At 46.2% G+C, this 17604-nt stretch carries 11 protein-coding genes; 9 read left to right on the forward strand and 2 right to left on the reverse strand.

All coding sequences use genetic code 11. The features are described 5' to 3' along the window. The first annotated feature begins 120 nt into the window (after nucleotides 1-120). A complete protein-coding gene (hrpA, locus tag ACED41_RS02890; protein ID WP_371724433.1) occupies nucleotides 121-4164 on the forward strand; it encodes an ATP-dependent RNA helicase HrpA in 4044 nt (1347 codons plus the stop codon). Between the two features lie 143 nt (nucleotides 4165-4307). Next, entirely contained in the window at nucleotides 4308-4802 is a 495-nt protein-coding gene (locus ACED41_RS02895; RefSeq protein ID WP_371724434.1) for an outer membrane beta-barrel protein, read from the forward strand. A gap of 155 nt (nucleotides 4803-4957) precedes the next feature. Here the strand turns inward: ACED41_RS02895 and ACED41_RS02900 are convergent, their stop codons facing one another. Next, nucleotides 4958-5740, reverse strand: a complete 783-nt coding sequence (locus ACED41_RS02900) for a hypothetical protein (protein ID WP_136974838.1) — start codon at nucleotides 5738-5740, stop codon at nucleotides 4958-4960. Then, nucleotides 5661-6458, reverse strand: a complete 798-nt coding sequence (locus ACED41_RS02905; RefSeq protein WP_102427735.1) for a hypothetical protein — start codon at nucleotides 6456-6458, stop codon at nucleotides 5661-5663. The genes ACED41_RS02900 and ACED41_RS02905 overlap by 80 nt, the downstream gene beginning before the upstream one ends. A gap of 545 nt (nucleotides 6459-7003) precedes the next feature. On the opposite strand from ACED41_RS02905, the gene ACED41_RS02910 reads away from it, so the two are divergent. The 7 genes from ACED41_RS02910 (at nucleotide 7004) to pheT (ending at nucleotide 17410) form a co-directional block, all read left to right on the forward strand. Next, nucleotides 7004-7789, forward strand: a complete 786-nt coding sequence (locus tag ACED41_RS02910) for a TetR/AcrR family transcriptional regulator (RefSeq protein ID WP_371724435.1) — start codon at nucleotides 7004-7006, stop codon at nucleotides 7787-7789. A 171-nt stretch (nucleotides 7790-7960) separates the two neighbouring features. Continuing rightward, complete coding sequence (locus ACED41_RS02915; RefSeq protein ID WP_371724436.1) at nucleotides 7961-10423, forward strand: RND family transporter; 2463 nt, start codon at nucleotides 7961-7963, stop codon at nucleotides 10421-10423. A gap of 44 nt (nucleotides 10424-10467) precedes the next feature. After that, nucleotides 10468-11274, forward strand: coding sequence for an outer membrane lipoprotein-sorting protein (locus ACED41_RS02920; RefSeq protein WP_017060448.1), 807 nt, complete (start codon nucleotides 10468-10470; stop codon nucleotides 11272-11274). Between the two features lie 9 nt (nucleotides 11275-11283). Next, the gene (locus tag ACED41_RS02925; protein WP_017060449.1) at nucleotides 11284-12492 is read left to right on the forward strand and encodes a hypothetical protein; all 1209 of its coding nucleotides are present in this window, start codon (nucleotides 11284-11286) and stop codon (nucleotides 12490-12492) included. A 200-nt stretch (nucleotides 12493-12692) separates the two neighbouring features. Then, entirely contained in the window at nucleotides 12693-13802 is a 1110-nt protein-coding gene (locus tag ACED41_RS02930) for a GGDEF domain-containing protein (protein WP_029235308.1), read from the forward strand. A gap of 218 nt (nucleotides 13803-14020) precedes the next feature. Beyond that, nucleotides 14021-15004 (forward strand): phenylalanine--tRNA ligase subunit alpha, encoded by a 984-nt coding sequence (pheS, locus tag ACED41_RS02935; RefSeq protein ID WP_004734764.1) that lies wholly within the window; start codon nucleotides 14021-14023, stop codon nucleotides 15002-15004. Between the two features lie 18 nt (nucleotides 15005-15022). Next, the gene (gene pheT, locus ACED41_RS02940) at nucleotides 15023-17410 is read left to right on the forward strand and encodes a phenylalanine--tRNA ligase subunit beta (RefSeq protein WP_371724437.1); all 2388 of its coding nucleotides are present in this window, start codon (nucleotides 15023-15025) and stop codon (nucleotides 17408-17410) included. Nucleotides 17411-17604 lie beyond the last annotated feature (194 nt).

The following is a 17604-nucleotide window of genomic DNA, read 5'->3' on the forward strand; positions in this document are numbered from 1 at the left end:
GAGTGTTAGCGAGATTAATCAGCCTGATAGCTAAAGGTTTTCCCTTTGCTGTCAGGCTTTTTTGTTTGAGACTTGTGATATAATCGCGCGAGTTTAATAAGTACAAGAATAGGACACGCTTTGACTTCGTCTCCGGAAAAAGCAGATAACAACAAGAATGCAGCACAGCCAAGTTCTTCACAGAGCAAAGCGAAACCAAACCAAGCTGCATCGAAAAAATCTGCTGAACAATCAGCGACAAACAACAAATCATCTCAGAATAGCCCAGCCTCTCTTCGTAAAGCGCTCAACGAATGTATGATGCGCGATCGCTTCCGTTTGAGTAAGCGAATTGCTGGTGCGAGCAAAATTAAGAACGAACAAGCTAAGCACGCTGTCTTTGATGAGATTGCGTTAGACATTGCTAAGTCGATGATGACGGCAACTCAGCGTGCGGCACAGAAACCAACGATTGAATACCCAGAAATTCTCCCGGTTAGCCAAAAGCGCGAAGACATCGCGAAAGCCATCGCTGAAAACCAAGTGGTTATCGTGGCGGGTGAAACGGGTTCGGGTAAAACCACTCAGCTACCAAAAATCTGTTCTGAGCTTGGCCGCGGCCGCTTTGGCTTAATTGGTCACACTCAGCCCCGTCGTCTTGCGGCGCGTTCGGTTGCGAACCGTATTGCTGAAGAGATGGAAACACAGCTGGGTGAGTTCGTTGGTTATAAGGTTCGATTCAACGACCAGATTTCTGACAATACCCAAATCAAACTGATGACCGACGGTATTCTACTGGCGGAGATTCAACACGACCGTTTCTTAAATCAGTACGACACCATCATTATCGATGAAGCGCACGAACGTAGCCTGAACATCGATTTCATCATGGGTTACCTGAAAGAGTTACTGCCAAAGCGTCCTGATCTGAAAGTGATCATCACGTCGGCAACCATCGATCCAGAGCGTTTCTCTAAGCACTTTAACAATGCACCGATCATTGAAGTGTCTGGTCGTACTTACCCAGTTGATACGCGTTACCGCCCATTAGGTGGTGATGAAAGTGATTCAGACCGCGACCAAATCGAAGGCATCTTTGAAGCCGTTGATGAGCTGTGTGATGAAGGCCTTGGCGATATCTTGATCTTCATGAACGGTGAGCGAGAAATTCGTGATACCGCAGATGCATTAAGTAAACGCAACCTTCGTGATACCGAAATTGTCCCGCTTTACGCGCGTCTATCGGCGGGTGAGCAGAACCGTATCTTCCAGTCTCATACTGGTCGACGCATCGTTCTGGCAACCAACGTGGCAGAAACCTCGTTAACCGTTCCGGGCATCAAGTATGTTATCGACCCGGGTACGGCGCGTATTAGCCGCTACAGCTACCGAACTAAAGTACAACGCCTACCGATTGAACCAGTATCTCAAGCGAGTGCTAACCAGCGTAAAGGTCGTTGTGGTCGTGTTGCGGAAGGTATCTGTATTCGTCTGTACTCAGAGGAAGATTTCGAATCACGCCCAGAGTTTACTGACCCAGAGATTCTTCGTACTAACCTAGCATCGGTTATCCTTCAGATGACAGCGCTAGGCCTAGGCGATATTCAAGCGTTCCCATTTGTTGAAGCGCCCGATAAGCGCAACATTCAAGACGGTGTAAGGCTGCTTGAAGAGCTTGGTGCGATCGCCACCGTTGAACCGTCAGCGAACAAAAACAAGAACCACGGCGACGACAAGAAGAAGCTAACCGCGATTGGTCGTAAGCTGGCAAAACTGCCTATCGATCCACGTTTAGCGCGTATGGTAATTGAAGCGCCACGTAACCGATGCCTACACGAAGTGATGGTGATCGCGTCTGCGTTGTCGATTCAAGATCCGCGTGAGCGTCCATCAGATAAGCAACAATCGTCTGATGACAAGCACAAGCGTTTCTTCGATAAAGAGTCTGACTTCATCACGTTTGTGAACTTATGGGATTACATCAAGCAGCAGCAAAAAGCATTGTCGAGTAACCAGTTCCGCAAACAGTGTAAGCAAGATTACCTCAACTATTTACGTATCCGTGAATGGCAAGATGTGTACTTCCAAATTCACCAAGCAATGCGTGAACTGGATACTAAGTTGAATACAGAACCGGGCAGCTACGATGGCATTCACATGTCACTGCTATCAGGTCTGCTTTCGCACATCGGTATGAAAGATCAAGAGAAGAATGAGTATCAAGGTGCACGTAATGCACGCTTCCATATCTTCCCTGCGTCTGGCTTATTTAAGAAACAGCCTAAGTGGATCATGTCTGCGGAGCTGGTAGAAACCTCAAAACTTTGGGGGCGCGTTATCGCGAAGATTCAACCGGAATGGATTGAACCGCTAGCGAAACACCTGATTAAACGTAGTTACAGCGAACCACATTGGTCGAAGAAGCAAGCGGCAGTAATGGCACACGAAAAAGTGATGCTTTACGGAATCCCAATCATTCCAAAACGCTTAGTTAACTACGGTGCGATTGATGCCACTGTCAGCCGTGAATTGTTTGTACGCAGTGCATTGGTTGAAGGTGAGTGGGAAACCAAACATACGTTCTTCAAACAGAACCGCAAGCTCCTGCAAGAAGTGGAAGAGCTTGAGCATAAATCGCGTCGTCGCGACATCTTGATCGATGATGATGAACTGTTCGACTTCTATGATCAACGTGTTGGCGAAGAGGCAGTGTCAGGCCGTCATTTTGATACGTGGTGGAAGAAGACCAGTCAGAAAACTCCTGAGCTGCTTAACTTTGAAAAGTCGATGCTGTTCCGAGGCGATGCTAGCCACGTTACTGATTTGGATTATCCGAACTTCTGGCACCAAAACGGTATTAAGTTGAAACTGAGCTACCAATTTGAACCAGGTGACGACAACGATGGTGTAACGGTACACATTCCGCTGCCTATCTTGAACCAAATTGACCAAAACGGTTTTGATTGGCAGATCCCAGGCCTGCGTCAGGAACTGGTGATTAGCCTAATTAAGTCACTACCTAAAACGCTACGCCGTAACTTTGTACCTGCGCCAAACTACGCAGATGCATTCTTGGCACGTGTGACACCGCTTGAAGCACCGTTACTGGATTCTCTTGAGAAAGAGCTACGCCGCATGACGGGTGTGGAAGTGGTACGTGATGACTGGAAGTTAGACCAGATTCCAGAGCACTTAAAGGTAACATTCCGCGCTGTAGATCATCGCAAGCGTAAGCTGAAAGAACAGAAAGATCTGCATGAGTTGAAAGAGAGCCTGAAAGACAAGGTTCAAGAAACGCTTTCTAAAGTGGCAGACGACGATATCGAGCAGCAGAACCTGCACACGTGGAGCTTTGGTGAATTACCAAAAGTCTACCAACAGAAACGTGGTGGCTACGATGTTAAAGCCTTCCCTGCGCTGGTGGATACCAAAGACAGCGTAGAGATCAAACTGTTCGAAACCGAGCAAGAGCAAATCTCGGCAATGAAATCGGGTCAGCGTCGTTTAATCTTGTTGAACGTGCCATCACCGATCAAATACTTGCACTCGAACCTGCCGAACAAATCGAAACTTGGCTTGTACTTCAACCCATACGGACAGGTACTCGATCTTATCGATGACTGTATCGCTTGTGGTATTGATAAGCTGATTGAAGAGAAGGGCGGTTTGGTTTGGGAACCAGAGCAGTTTGAAGCTCTGAAAGAACACGTACGTGCAGAGCTGGGTGATACCGTAGTAGAGATTGCTCAACAGGTTGAAACCATCCTAACCACGGCATTCAGCATCAGTAAAAAGCTGAAAGGACGCGTGGATCTTTCTATGGCATTCGCACTTTCTGACATAAAAGCTCAAGTAGAAGGTTTGATTTTTAAGGGTTTTGCCACAGAATGTGGGTGGAAACGCTTGCCGGATATTCTACGCTATATGAGAGCGATTGAACGCCGCATGGAAAAACTGCCAATTGACCCGAACAAAGATCGTCTTCACATGATCAAAGTTGAGTCAGTAATGAATGATTACAAAGAACTGCTGAATAAAATTCCAAAAGGGATCGCGGTTTCAGAAAATGTAAAAGAGGTGCGTTGGATGATAGAAGAGCTTCGTGTAAGCTTCTTCGCACAGCAGCTCGGTACGCCTTACCCAGTATCAGATAAGCGTGTTAAAAACGCGATTGATGCTTGCTAAAGGAATAAAGCTAGACGCAATGGCAAGGTTTGGGTATAAATCTTGCTTATTGCATTACTAATTGAATAGTTATTACATACAGGGCGACTTGGTGGCAATTTATTACCACTCAAGGCCTGCCACTAGGACGAAAAAGGTCGAATATGAAAAAAACGTTATTGGCACTAGCACTACTAGGTGCATCTTCAACAGCAATGGCTGATTCTTGGTTGTACGGCGGTGTAATGGGTGGTCAAAACTCATTCGCTGGTGAAGATGAAAACGCGGTGGGCATCCACGTAGGTACAGGTATCCTTCCACTAATCGGTGTTGAAGCGGGTTACTGGGATCTAGGTTCTTTCGGCAGCGTTAATTACGGCAACCGCGATCTTAAGAATTTAGACGCAAGCACTGCTTACCTAGCGATTAAACCAAGCATCGATTTTGGTCCTCTTCACGTATACGCGAAGGGTGGTCTTCACTCTTACGAGCTTAAAGCTGATGGCTTCAAGCAAGACGATGTTGATATCATGTACGCTGTAGGCGCTGAATACTTCATCTTTGGTCCACTATCTGTAGGCGCTAGCTACCAAAACTTCAAAATGAAAGATGACGACTCTGGCGTATTCACGCTAAACGCAACTATCCACCTACTGTAATTACTTGCAGTCAGTGACAGACGTACCGTTGGTCACGGATATTTGTAGAGTTCGTAAGAATTCGTAAAAAATGCCAGCTTGATAGCTGGCATTTTTGTATCTGTTAACCGTGTAATCGCTACTCTGTTTTCTTCTAACAGGCAGCGGGTAGACGGTTACTTTTTACTGTTCAGAATACGCTGGATTCTTGGGTTAATCGCTTTGCCGTGCTGGCTTTCGTACTCTTCACGTTTTAAATCGTTTAGGTTTTTCACTGAGTTAGCGGCAAGCAGGAATTGCGGCAACTCCGTTTCCAGCATGCCTTTCTCATCTAAACGTTTTGCTTCCAAGTAGTACTTCTTAAACAGACCATCCAGCTTGTTTTCAGCCGTACGCTTCAAGTCATACAGTTTGTTCTGAATCAGCCATTTTTCAATTTTGTTGGCAGCGGTGCGAGACAACACACGGATACGGCTATCCAGCAACTCTTCTTCAGTTAAAGAATCTTTCAGGATCCACAGCTCACCCATTTGCGGCGGCCAGCTGTTGCCAAGCTGAATACGTTCGTGGCAGTGCATTAAAACGCGGTTAAGGCCGTCTGAATCAACAGAGTTGGCAAACTCAATGAACTTACCGCTTGGCTCACTACCGTACTGATATTCCCACTGCGTTTCGTACACGCTCAAGAAAGAGCCGAACACGTGAATACACCAATCGGTTAGTTCCAGCTCTGCAGGATCTTGATCAACAACAGGTACTTGTTGAGACGCACCAGAATCCGCAGCTTGTGCAGCCGCTACTTTCACTTCGGTACTTTGCGCTTCAATCACTTCAGGTACTAATGGACCTGTAGCGTCAGGTACAACAGGTTGAGCTGGCTCAGAAGGTTGGCTTTTTGCCTTTTTGAATGAGCTGCTGCCTGAAGCGTTCAGATGGGCTAAGCTTTTGTCTATACCCATTTCCTTGAGCTTGTCCTGCATTTCCTGAATATTGAGAGGTCTTCTGCTGTTGTTGTCTTTCATTTTGCTTCTCGTTAACTAGCCAGTACTGCAGCTTGGATTCAATCCGAGATAATGGCATTAATTCATTGGCTTTGGCTTTATACCAGAGGACAAATTTCTTCCATACTAAACTATGGTCACCGGTCAAACCGGAGAATTTAAACGCACGTTCTGCCCATGATGGTATCTCTTCTTCGTTGAGATCATGAGTAGAGACGGTGTTGCTGTTCATTGAGCCTCGACCTTGTGGGCGAGGGGCCTGCTGCATGTGTTGCATTGGTGCCGGAGCAGGCTGAAACTTAGGTGCAGGTGCAGGTGCAGGTGCAGGTGCAGGTGCAGGTGCAGGTGCCGTAGAGTAGACCGGAATACTATTGGTCGGTTGAACCTCAACGTGCGCCGCAGTCTGCTCTTGCTCAATGAGCATTTTGAAAACGTGAATCTCTTTTTTATCCCGATAATCTACTTTTACCTTATCGAGAAAACCTTGGTCGACTAAACACTTAAGACAGTCGGCTAAACCAAACGTAGAGAGAGCACAAAGTTGACCTGCTGTTTGTAGGCACACATTGGTGTAGCCGAATTCGTCAGCACCGTCTGCAAGCATCAATAAAACCAGCTTTTCTGCAGGGCTAGAAGTATTCACTTGCCAAGCTAAATAAGAATATTTGGCGCTCAATATCGTGTTCTCAAAAAAGGTAAGTCGTTGTCACTATTGTAAGTCACCCCTTACCGAATTTATAGCAACTTAACAGAAAACGGCATTAGTAAGCCAAATATTGACCATAAGGAGACGTCTGCCCCATAAAGTAAGCCTACAGTCATTCATTCTTGTGGTTTAAGCTAGGAATCATTGGGCATGAATACGCATAGCAGCTTAAAGTGCCGACATTCTTTGTTAGGTTAAGAATGCCCAATTCGCGTCCACATTCTGTTGGTCACAATACAGGTCTTCTTTTAAAGTCTTCTCTTTAGGTCAACTATTGATGATTTTCTTAGCTATATCCCATTTATTCTCTTTCCATTCACAAAATGTATTTAATTTATAAAACCCCTTGATATGATCAATACTTGCGCTATTATGACGATAAGTCAGAAATGACGAAGCGTCACAAAATGGTTAACTACATGAATTTACTATTCGTGTTAATATATTGGACAGGAGCGTTTTAAATGCTGATTAAGCTTAGGTAATAGCTAAGCTCAAATACGGACTGAAAAATTATGTTTGGCTTTGGTTGTAAAGGCGATAAACAAAGTATCTTTGGTTGCAAAGGCGTGTTGTCTAAAAAGCAGCAATCCATAGCCGACCGAGAAGTAGAATTGATGTTGTTAGCAAAAGATCTGGTTCGAGAACAAGGGTTCGGAAACCTCACGATGGACAAGCTAACGGCAGCGAGCTCTTATTCTAAAGGTACGATATACAATCACTTTTGCAGCAAAGAAGACGTCGTTTTAGCGTTATGTATTCACTCTCTCAAGACAGAAGCAATGATGTTTGCTCGCTCTGGAGAGTTTGAAGGCAACACACGTGAAAAGATCGTCGCATTGCACGTTGCTTACCGAATCTATGCTCGCATGGAGCCGGTACTATCAACCTGTGCGATCATGGCTAAAAGCCCGTGGGTACTAGAGAAAGCGTCTAGTGCACGCGTCGCCGAGATGAATGAACTGGAAGAGTTGGTGATTGAACAATGCGACTCTATGGTTAACCAAGCGGTAGAAGCGGGTGACCTAAAGTTCTCTTCTGGCGTTGGCTCAGATGCCATCGTTTTTGCTAACTGGTCAATCGCATTTGGTTCAAATGCTTTGTCACAGAATGCATCAAACAGTCATTGTATTAAGCGGTTACAAGACCCGTATTCAGTATTACACAACGCGAACATGATTCTAGACGGCCTAAATTGGCAGCCCCTTTCTAGTGACTGGGATTACCGCAAAACTTGGCGTCGTGTAGAACAAGAACTGTTCAGTGAAGAGATCGCTTACTTAGAGTCTGTAGGTCGATAGCTTCCGTTAAGCCCACACATGTGGGTTTATTAATAACCATTTTTGACGATTCGTCACAAACTTGAGACTGACCGACTGTGGTTGCTGTTTTCTTGAGTGTTTGACTAAGCATTGTGTCTTTTGTCAGCTTCGGCTGGCTTTTTATGACACAAATATGACGAATCGTCACAAATGGAGACTGTGATGAAACATGACAGCCAGAAGCCCACGTTCGATCAGCAAAACCGAGATAACCCTAATGCCGATAGCGCAAACACAGATCTAAACAGTTGGCACTCAATACCTACCAAGCGTTCGTTTATCGTTCTGCTGGTGGTGTTTTCAATCATCATTCTCTCTGCATTAGGGGCTAAGAACCTCTACTTTAGAGGGGACTACAACATCTTCTTCGAAGGCACCAACAAGCAGTTGATGGCGTTCGATGAAATCCAAACCACCTTTGCAAAAACCGACAACCTTGCGATTGTTGTCGCACCTGAAGATGGCAATGTCTTCACCCCTGAAACTCTCAACCTGATTCAAAATCTCACGGTTGATGCGTGGCAGATCCCGTATTCAAGCCGTGTCGATTCCCTTGCTAATTATCAGCACACCGAAGCCATTGAAGATGATCTTTTGGTAGAAGACTTGCTGTATGAAGAGTACGAACACACACCAGAACGCATCGCCAAAGTAAAACAGATCGCCCTTAACGAGCCGTTGCTTAAGAATGCCTTGGTGTCGGCCTCTGGCGATGTGACGATTGTGAACGTCACCGTGCAACTGCTAGAAGTGGACAAAACCGCAGAAGTGCAAGAGGTGATTGCGGCAATCAATACCATGATCGGCAAGTACCAAGCTCAGTATCCTAATGTCGAATTCCATAAAGCGGGCATCATAGCCATGAACAACGCTTTTATGACTTCGGCTCAAGAAGACAGCTCAACGCTCGTTCCTTTAATGCTGTTGGTGGTACTGGTGTTCCTGACCTTTATGCTGCGCTCGTTCTTTAGTGTGGTGGCGACGCTCATTGTGATCATCTCTTCGATTGTTGCCACCATGGGATTGTCTGGTTGGGCAGGGATGTTCTTGAGTACCGCAACCGTGAATGTGCCAACCTTGGTTTTAACTTTGGCGGTGGCTGATTGTGTTCACGTGATTGTGACCATGAGACAAGCGATGCAGCGCGGTATGGAGAAAGCACAAGCCATTCAATACAGCATCAAGCTCAATGCGATGCCGATTCTGATCACCTCGGTGACCACTGCGATTGGTTTCCTGATGATGAACATGTCGGACTCACCAGTGCTGCGTGATTTCGGTAACTTATCGGCACTGGGTGTACTTATTGCGTGCTTCTTGTCTGTGACTATGTTGCCAGCGTTGCTAAAACTGCTGCCAGTCAAACGTCTACCTGCCAACCCTAAGGCGGCAGACAAAGTCACCTTCATGGATAAGCTGGGCGATTTTGTCGTAACTAACCGTAAAGCACTGCTGCCGATTTCTACGCTAGTGATTGTTGGCGCTGCCGCGTTAATTCCGCTCAACAAAGTCAACGATGAATCGGTGAAGTATTTCGATACCTCAAGTGAATTCAGACAAGCGGCTGACTTCATGGAAGAGACCGTAAGCGGCATGACAACCCTCAGTATCGCAGTGAAAACTAACGAGTCTCAAGCGATTGCTGATCCTGTGTTCTTGCAAGCAATTGGTGACTTTACTAAGTGGCTACGCGTTCAACCAGAAACTGACCATGTGGCAACGCTTTCTGATGTTTATATGCGTTTGAACAAGAATATGCATGCCGACGACGACAGCTACTACAAGCTACCGCTGAACCGTGAACTTGCCGCGCAATATCTGCTGCTTTACGAAATGTCTCTGCCGTACGGCTTGGACTTGAACAACCAGATCAACGTCGATAAATCATCGATCAAAATGGTACTCACCGTCGATAACCTTGGCAGCGTTGAGCTAGTCGAACTCGAAGAGCGCATTTACTCATGGTTTGCAGCCAATGCACCGCAATATGAAGTGGTGGCTTCGAGCCCGTCACTGATGTTTGCCCATATTGGCGAAACCAACATGGCGAGCATGCTATCAACTTTGCCTATCACCCTAGTGCTTATCTCTGGCTTGATGATCTTTGCATTGCGCTCGGTTCGCTTAGGCATGATCAGCCTAGTGCCCAACATTGCGCCTGCGATCATTGGCTTTGGTTTATGGGCGCTTATCTCAGGTGAAATCAACCTCGGTTTGTCAGTCGTGGTCACGCTCACGTTGGGTATCGTGGTTGATGATGCGGTGCACTTCTTGAGTAAATACCAGCGCGCAAGAATCGAAGGGAAATCAGCAGAAGAAGCGGTTCGATACGCTTTCCACACCGTAGGTCGCGCTTTGTGGATCACCACTGTTGTGCTAGTGGCCGGTTTCTCTGTACTGGCGATGTCGAGCTTCAGACTCAACTCCGACATGGGCTTACTCAGCGCGATTGTGATTTTCATTGCGCTGGTGGTCGATTTCATCTTGCTACCAAGCTTACTGATGATCTTCGACAAACAGACCCACTATTCAGCTAAAACTCAGCACGAATCAAAGCCAGATACCAAGTCGCAGCCTAGATCGACAGCCGAACTGACTACTTCGACCAAATAAGGAAACGTCGGCCTGCTGCGGTGGGCTGACTCAAGGAGATATTTATGAAAAGCGTTAAACAAACATTCGCTACTACATTACTTACTGTTAGCTCGTTGGCACTGAGCACATTCGCCGCTTTCCCAGCGTTAGCAGACCCTGCGAAAGGCTTAGAAATTGCCGAGCAACGTAAAGCGGTCGATGTCGGGTGGGGCGATTCTGTCGCAACCATGGAAATGCTACTTCGCAACAAACAGGGCGAAAGCAGTACACGTCTGATGCGATTGAAATCTTTGGAAGTCGATGACGATGGCGACAAAGGCTTAACCATTTTTGATGAACCACGCGACGTAAAAGGCACGGCTTTCCTAAACCATTCGCACATCACCAAATCCGATGACCAGTGGTTGTATCTTCCTGCACTCAAGCGTGTAAAACGCATCTCTTCACGCAACAAATCTGGCCCGTTTATGGGCAGTGAATTTGCGTATGAGGATTTAAGCTCGTTTGAACTTGAAAAGTACACCTTCAACTACATTGAAGACGCGAAACTGGAAGGCGTAGACACCTTTGTTTTAGAGCAAGTACCGACCGATAAAAACTCAGGCTACACCATGCAAAAGGTATGGCTAGACCAACAGCACTACCGCCCAATGAAAGTCGAGTTTTACGACCGCAAAGGCGCACTGCTTAAAACTCTATCGTTCCAAGATTACAAACAGTACCTAAACCAATACTGGCGCGCACACACCATGGCGATGCAAAACCATCAAACAGGCAAAAGCACCGTATTAACCACGACAGATTTAGTGTTCCAGACCGGTCTTAAAGACAAGGATTTCCAAAAGAACACACTAAAACGTGCGAAATAAGGCAGGAATATGAAAAGGATTGTGGCAACAGGAACCCAATTATCCTTAACCTTGGCGGCGACCGTCGGGCTTATGCAGGTGTCGTTGCCTTGTGTGGCGGCAGGCTTTAGTCCTGATATCGCAGGGCAGGTTAACCTTGAACATAGGCAGTTCTTTAGCGACGGCTTACAAGGGCAAGACAAAGGACAAAGCTCACTGGTGTTGCAGCCAGAGTTTTACTGGGAGCAACAAGAGGGCAACGGCAGCATTACCTTCACCCCGTTTTATCGCCTAGACAGTGAAGACGATGAACGAACTCATGGTGATATTCGCGAAGCCTTGTATTTAACCTATTGGGATGATTACGAACTGCGAGCGGGTGTTGGAAAGGTATTTTGGGGCGTAACCGAATCGGCGCATTTAGTGGATGTGGTAAACCAGACCGATGCCATTGAATCGGTCGATGGCGAATCCAAGTTAGGTCAGCCTATGGTGCACTTCACCTCGATAAAAGAGTGGGGCACCATAGACGCCATGTTACTGCCGTATTTTCGTGAGCGTACATTCGCAGGCGAAGACGGTCGATTAAGACCAACGGTACCTGTTTCGGACGATGCGCTTTACGAATCTTCGCGAGAAGAAAAGCACGTCGATGTGGCATTGCGTTATAGCCAAATGTACGGCGATTGGGATGTCGGTTTAAGTTATTTAGGTGGTACGAACCGTGACCCTTATTACCGTGTGGAAGGCAATCAACTCAAGCCGTATTACGCGCAAATGCAGCACTTCGGACTCGATGTTCAAGGCATTATCGGTGACTGGTTATGGAAGCTGGAAAGCATTTATCGCGACAGCTACGACAACCATACCGGCGTGGCGACAGGCTTTGAATACACTTGGGTTGGAGCGCTTGAATCGTATTGGGACATCGGCTTCATCGCTGAATACCTGTATGACAGCCGAGGCAACAATGCCCAAACCATCGGCCAAAATGATGTGTTCCTTGGGGCACGTTTCGCTTTGAACGATGAAGACGGCACCGAAGTGCTTACTGGTATCACTCAAGACTTAGATAACAGTGATGTCTACAGTGCCAAGCTAGAGGCATCGAGCCGTATTAACAACAATCTCAAGTGGCGACTGAATGCTTGGTTGTTTGAGAACGAAACCCCAGAGGACTTGTTGTTCTTCGCACGCAAGGATGACTTTGTTGAGATGGCGTTGGAATATTATTTCTAATGTTAGCTTCGTGGGGCGTTCCTGTTGGGGGACGTCTCAAATTTAAGATGAGCCATATTTAGAATGTTCAAAGTCGTCTTTTTATAAAGTGGATCAAACAATCGAATAAACCTACAGGTAAAATGGTTATATTTTTTCAGTATCTATAACCTCCGAATATGCATGTAAATCGTGCTGGTGGTATCGGCCTTAAGGGATTTATGAATTCATTTAATTGGGATAAAAACTTTGAAACAGGCATTGGTGTTGTAGATGAACAGCATCAATATCTTGTTGGTATTATCAACCACTACGGAAATCTGTTGTCAGAGAACACTATCTCTATCGACGACATAAACGTCGCTTTACTCGATCTCACATGCTATGCCGAATTTCACTTTAAAGAAGAAGAATCTTTGATGAGAGATTGCGGTGTGTATGAGCGACACATTGAAGAGCATATCAAAGTGCATCGTGTATTTATGCAAGATATCTACAGTATGCAAGCTTTCATCATGGAAGAAGATCAGTCGTCAGCACGGCAGTTACTTGATTTATTGATCCACTGGCTTGCTTACCACATCCTCGGCATCGACCAAAACATGGCGCGACAAATGACCGCGATAGAAGAGGGCGCGACACCTCTGCAAGCCTTTGAAGCGGAAGAAAAGCAGCAAGATTCTGCGACTGTCCCGCTGTTGGCTGCGCTTAACGGCCTGTTTGAACAAGTCTCTGAACGAAACAAACAGTTGTTACGCTTCAACCAGTTACTCGAAGATAAAGTTGAGGAACGTACGGCAGAATTAAAACGAGCGAATAAGAGACTTGAAGAACTGTCATTAACCGACTCTCTTACTAATTTGCATAACCGTCGTAGTGCTTTTAAACAGTTAGCGCTGCATTGGCAAGACTCCAAAGAACTGGGCATGCCTTTAGTGTGTATTATGATTGATGCCGACCACTTCAAGCGCATTAATGACACCAGCGGCCATGATGCAGGCGACTTGGTGCTACAAACCCTCTCGCGTGAACTGAAAAACACGTTCCGTAATGATGATATTGTTTGCCGGTTAGGTGGCGATGAGTTCTTGGTTATTTGCCCAAACACCGACCTTAAAGGTGGGATGTACATCGCGGAAACCGCTCGACAGAAAGTGTCTGAATTAGAGGTTGAAACCAGTCATCAAGTTTGGATTGGCAGTATTAGTGTCGGTGTCGCTGAAATGACCCAAGAATTCGAAACCATGAACGAATTGATTAAAGCGGCGGATGAGTCCGTCTATTTAGCAAAAAACGCAGGGAAGAACAGCGTTTGTTCTATTCAGATCTAGCCTTCAGGTCATTTCCAAATTAAGAAGTGGAACCTGTAATTGTTCCACTTCTTCCTACTCCTCATTAATATCCTGTTAAATTTGCCGTGTTTTTAGGCAATAACTTGTTCTTTTAGCGATTCAATTTGGCATTGGTTGCGTGTTTGATTACTATGTGTAGCTATCTAAAAAAACTAATCATCCGATACGGACACTACCAACTGGTAGATGAGGAAATGATGCAACATCTAGAAGAGATCATTGCTAATGCAACGACTGCTATTGATACAGCAGATTCGTTAGTCGCACTTGATGAAGTGCGAGTTCAGTATTTAGGTAAGAAGGGTGAACTAACTCTTCAACTACAAAGCCTAGGTAAACTTCCACCTGAAGAGCGTCGCACTGCTGGTCAAGAGATCAACAAAGCGAAAGGTGCTGTTCAACAAGCGATCGCAGCTCGCAAAGACGCACTACAACGTGCAGAGCTTGAAGCGAAACTAGCTGAAGAAACTATCGATGTGAGCCTACCAGGTCGTCGCATTGAGAACGGTGGTCTTCACCCAGTTACTCGCACAGTTGAGCGTATCGAACAGTTCTTTGGTGAGCTTGGCTTTAGCACTGAGTCTGGCCCTGAGATCGAAGATGCATTCCACAACTTTGATGCACTAAACATCGCAGACGATCACCCAGCTCGTACTGATCACGATACTTTCTTCTTCAACCCTGATCTAATGCTACGTACGCACACTTCTGGTGTTCAAATCCGTACGATGGAAAACGGCAAACCGCCATTCCGCTTCATTGCTCCGGGTCGTGTTTACCGTAACGACTACGATCAAACTCACACGCCAATGTTCCACCAAGTGGAAGGTATGTTAGTGGATGAGAACGTAAACTTCGCTCAACTTAAAGGCATTCTTAACGATTTCCTTTGTAACTTCTTTGAAGAAGAAGTTGAAGTGCGTTTCCGTCCTTCATTCTTCCCGTTCACAGAACCTTCAGCTGAAGTTGACGTGAAACGTAAAGATGGCAAATGGCTAGAAGTTCTAGGCTGTGGCATGGTTCACCCTAACGTACTTCGCTCTGTTGGCATCGACCCTGAGAAATACTCTGGTTTTGCATTCGGTATGGGTGTAGAGCGTCTAACGATGCTTCGTTATGGCGTAAATGACCTTCGTGCGTTCTTCGAGAACGACCTTCGTTTCCTTAAACAATTCAAGTAATCCGGGGCAGTCAAAACTATGAAATTCAGTGAATCTTGGCTACGCGAGTGGGTTAAACCTGCAATTAACAGCGAAGAGCTAGCTCACCAAATCACTATGGCTGGTTTGGAAGTTGACGATGTAGAACCTGTTGCTGGTGAATTCACCGGCGTTAAAGTAGGTAAAGTGGTTGAGTGCGGTCAGCACCCAGACGCAGACAAACTACAAGTAACTAAAATTGATATCGGCGAAGAAGAGCTGTTAGACATCGTATGTGGTGCATCTAACTGTCGTCTTGGCCTAACTGTAGCAGTAGCAACAGTTGGCGCAGTACTGCCTGGTAACTTCAAAATCAAGAAAGCAAAACTACGTGGTGTTCCATCGAACGGCATGCTTTGTTCTTTCTCTGAGCTAGGTATCGACGTAGAGTCTGACGGCATCCTTGAGCTGCCTGAAGGCACAACGCTAGGTATGGACGTACGTGAGCTTCTTGAGCTTAACGACGTAACTATCGACGTAGACCTAACAGCAAACCGCGCAGACTGCTTCAGCATCCGTGGCCTTGCTCGTGAAGTTGGCGTACTAAACCGCGCAGACGTTACAGAGCCAACAGTTGACGCTGTTGCAACAAGCATTGAAGACACAGTATCTGTTGAAATCAAAGCAACTGATGCTTGTCCACGTTACCTTGGCCGTGTGGTTAAGAACGTAAACGTGAAAGCGGAATCACCAATCTGGATGCAAGAAAAACTGCGCCGTTGTGGTATCCGTTCAATCGACCCAGTTGTAGACATCACAAACTACGTGATGCTAGAGCAAGGCCAACCAATGCACGCATTTGATCTAGCTAAGATCGAAGGCGGTATCGTGGTTCGTCTAGCAGAGCAGGGCGAAAAGCTAACACTTCTAGATGGCAACGAAGCTGAACTAAACAGCAACACACTTGTTATCGCTGACCAAAACAAAGCACTAGCAATCGCTGGTATTTTTGGCGGTCAAGATTCAGGTGTTACGACTGAAACAACAGACGTACTTCTTGAAGCTGCATTCTTCGCACCGGATCACATCCGTGGTCGCGCACGTGCTTACGGCCTTCACACAGATTCTTCTCTACGTTTCGAACGTGGTGTTGATTCAACACTACAAGCAGCAGCAATGGAGCGTGCAACACAGCTTCTAGTTGAAATCTGTGGTGGTGAAGTTGCGCCAGTAAACGGCAGCGAATCTGAAGCTGATCTTCCTAAAGCAAACGTAGTTGCTCTACGTCGCGCTAAGCTAGACAGCCTACTAGGTCACGAAATCCCATCTACAGACGTAGTGGAAATTCTTACTCGCCTAGGCTGTGAAGTTGAAAGCACTGATGCTGGCTGGACGGCAACGTCTCCATCTTGGCGTTTTGATATCGCAATCGAGCAAGACCTAATTGAAGAAGTAGGTCGTATCTACGGTTACGATAACATTCCAAACCAAGCGCCTAAAGCGGCACTTAAAATGAATGACCACAAAGAAGCTGACCAACCGCTTAAGCGCGTTCGTGACCTTCTTGTAGACCGTGGCTACCACGAAGCAATCACATACAGCTTCGTAGAACCAGAACAGCAAAAACTTGTTGTACCTGGTGTTGAGCCGCTAATCCTGCCATTCCCAATCTCTGCGGACATGTCAGCAATGCGTCTTGGCCTAATCCAAGGTCTTCTAAACACAGTTGTTCACAACCAGAAGCGTCAACAGTCTCGCGTTCGTCTATTCGAATCTGGCCTACGTTTCATCCCTGAAGCAACTGCTGAAAACGGCATGCGCCAAGAAATGATGCTTGCGGGCGTTATCTCTGGTACTCGTGGCGAAGAGCACTGGGACATTGCAACTAACACTGTAGATTTCTTCGATCTTAAAGGTGACCTAGAAGCCGTTCTTGAGCTTTCTGCTAACGAAATCGCATACAGCTTCAAATCTGCTAAGCACCCAGCACTTCACCCAGGTCAAACTGCGGCTATCGTAGTAGACGGCAAAGAAGTGGGTATCATTGGTACTGTTCACCCAGAACTAGAGCGTAAGTTTGGTCTTAACGGCCGTACTATCGTATTCGAAATCGAATGGGCAGCTATCAATACTCGCGTGCTTCCAGAAGCAGTAGCAGTATCTAAGTTCCCTGCAAACCGTCGTGATATCGCCGTTGTTGTTGACGAAGCAGTTGCTTCTGGCGACATCGTAGAAGCGTGTATCGCAGCTGGTGGTGAATTCCTAACAGGCGCTAAACTGTTCGACGTATACGTTGGTCAAGGTGTTGAAGAAGGTAAGAAGAGCCTAGCTATCGCACTTAGCCTACAGTCTGTAGAGCGCACACTTGAAGATGCAGACATCGCTGGTTCAGTAGACGCTATCGTAGCTTCAATCTCAGAGAAATTCGGCGCAGCACTTCGCGACTAATCTCTTCTGATAGATAGAAAAATCAAAGGCCTCGCATTGCGAGGCCTTTTTTGTTTTGGAGATGGATGCGGATACTAACTCATTATTGGGCATAAACGCGTTATACTCAAAACTCTAATTCACTTAACTGATATTAGAAAAAGTATCTTGAAACCGTAAAGCTGCGAGTTTGATACGGCGACGTTGAACAATGA

The sequence above is a fragment of the Vibrio sp. 1F255 genome (assembly GCF_041439145.1).
Classification (GTDB): Bacteria; Pseudomonadota; Gammaproteobacteria; order Enterobacterales; family Vibrionaceae; genus Vibrio; species Vibrio crassostreae_C.

Excerpts from the sequence above, each read along its gene's own strand:
- ACED41_RS02925 (WP_017060449.1), top strand. The coding sequence starts at position 11,284 with ATGAAAAGGATTGTGGCAACAGGAACCCAATTATCCTTAACCTTGGCG.
- pheS (WP_004734764.1), top strand. The coding sequence starts at position 14,021 with ATGCAACATCTAGAAGAGATCATTGCTAATGCAACGACTGCTATTGAT.
- ACED41_RS02915 (WP_371724436.1), top strand. The coding sequence starts at position 7,961 with ATGGAGACTGTGATGAAACATGACAGCCAGAAGCCCACGTTCGATCAG.
- ACED41_RS02920 (WP_017060448.1), top strand. The coding sequence starts at position 10,468 with ATGAAAAGCGTTAAACAAACATTCGCTACTACATTACTTACTGTTAGC.
- ACED41_RS02895 (WP_371724434.1), top strand. The coding sequence starts at position 4,308 with ATGAAAAAAACGTTATTGGCACTAGCACTACTAGGTGCATCTTCAACA.
- ACED41_RS02900 (WP_136974838.1), bottom strand. The coding sequence starts at position 5,740 with ATGGGTATAGACAAAAGCTTAGCCCATCTGAACGCTTCAGGCAGCAGC.
- ACED41_RS02930 (WP_029235308.1), top strand. The coding sequence starts at position 12,693 with ATGAATTCATTTAATTGGGATAAAAACTTTGAAACAGGCATTGGTGTT.
- ACED41_RS02910 (WP_371724435.1), top strand. The coding sequence starts at position 7,004 with ATGTTTGGCTTTGGTTGTAAAGGCGATAAACAAAGTATCTTTGGTTGC.
- pheT (WP_371724437.1), top strand. The coding sequence starts at position 15,023 with ATGAAATTCAGTGAATCTTGGCTACGCGAGTGGGTTAAACCTGCAATT.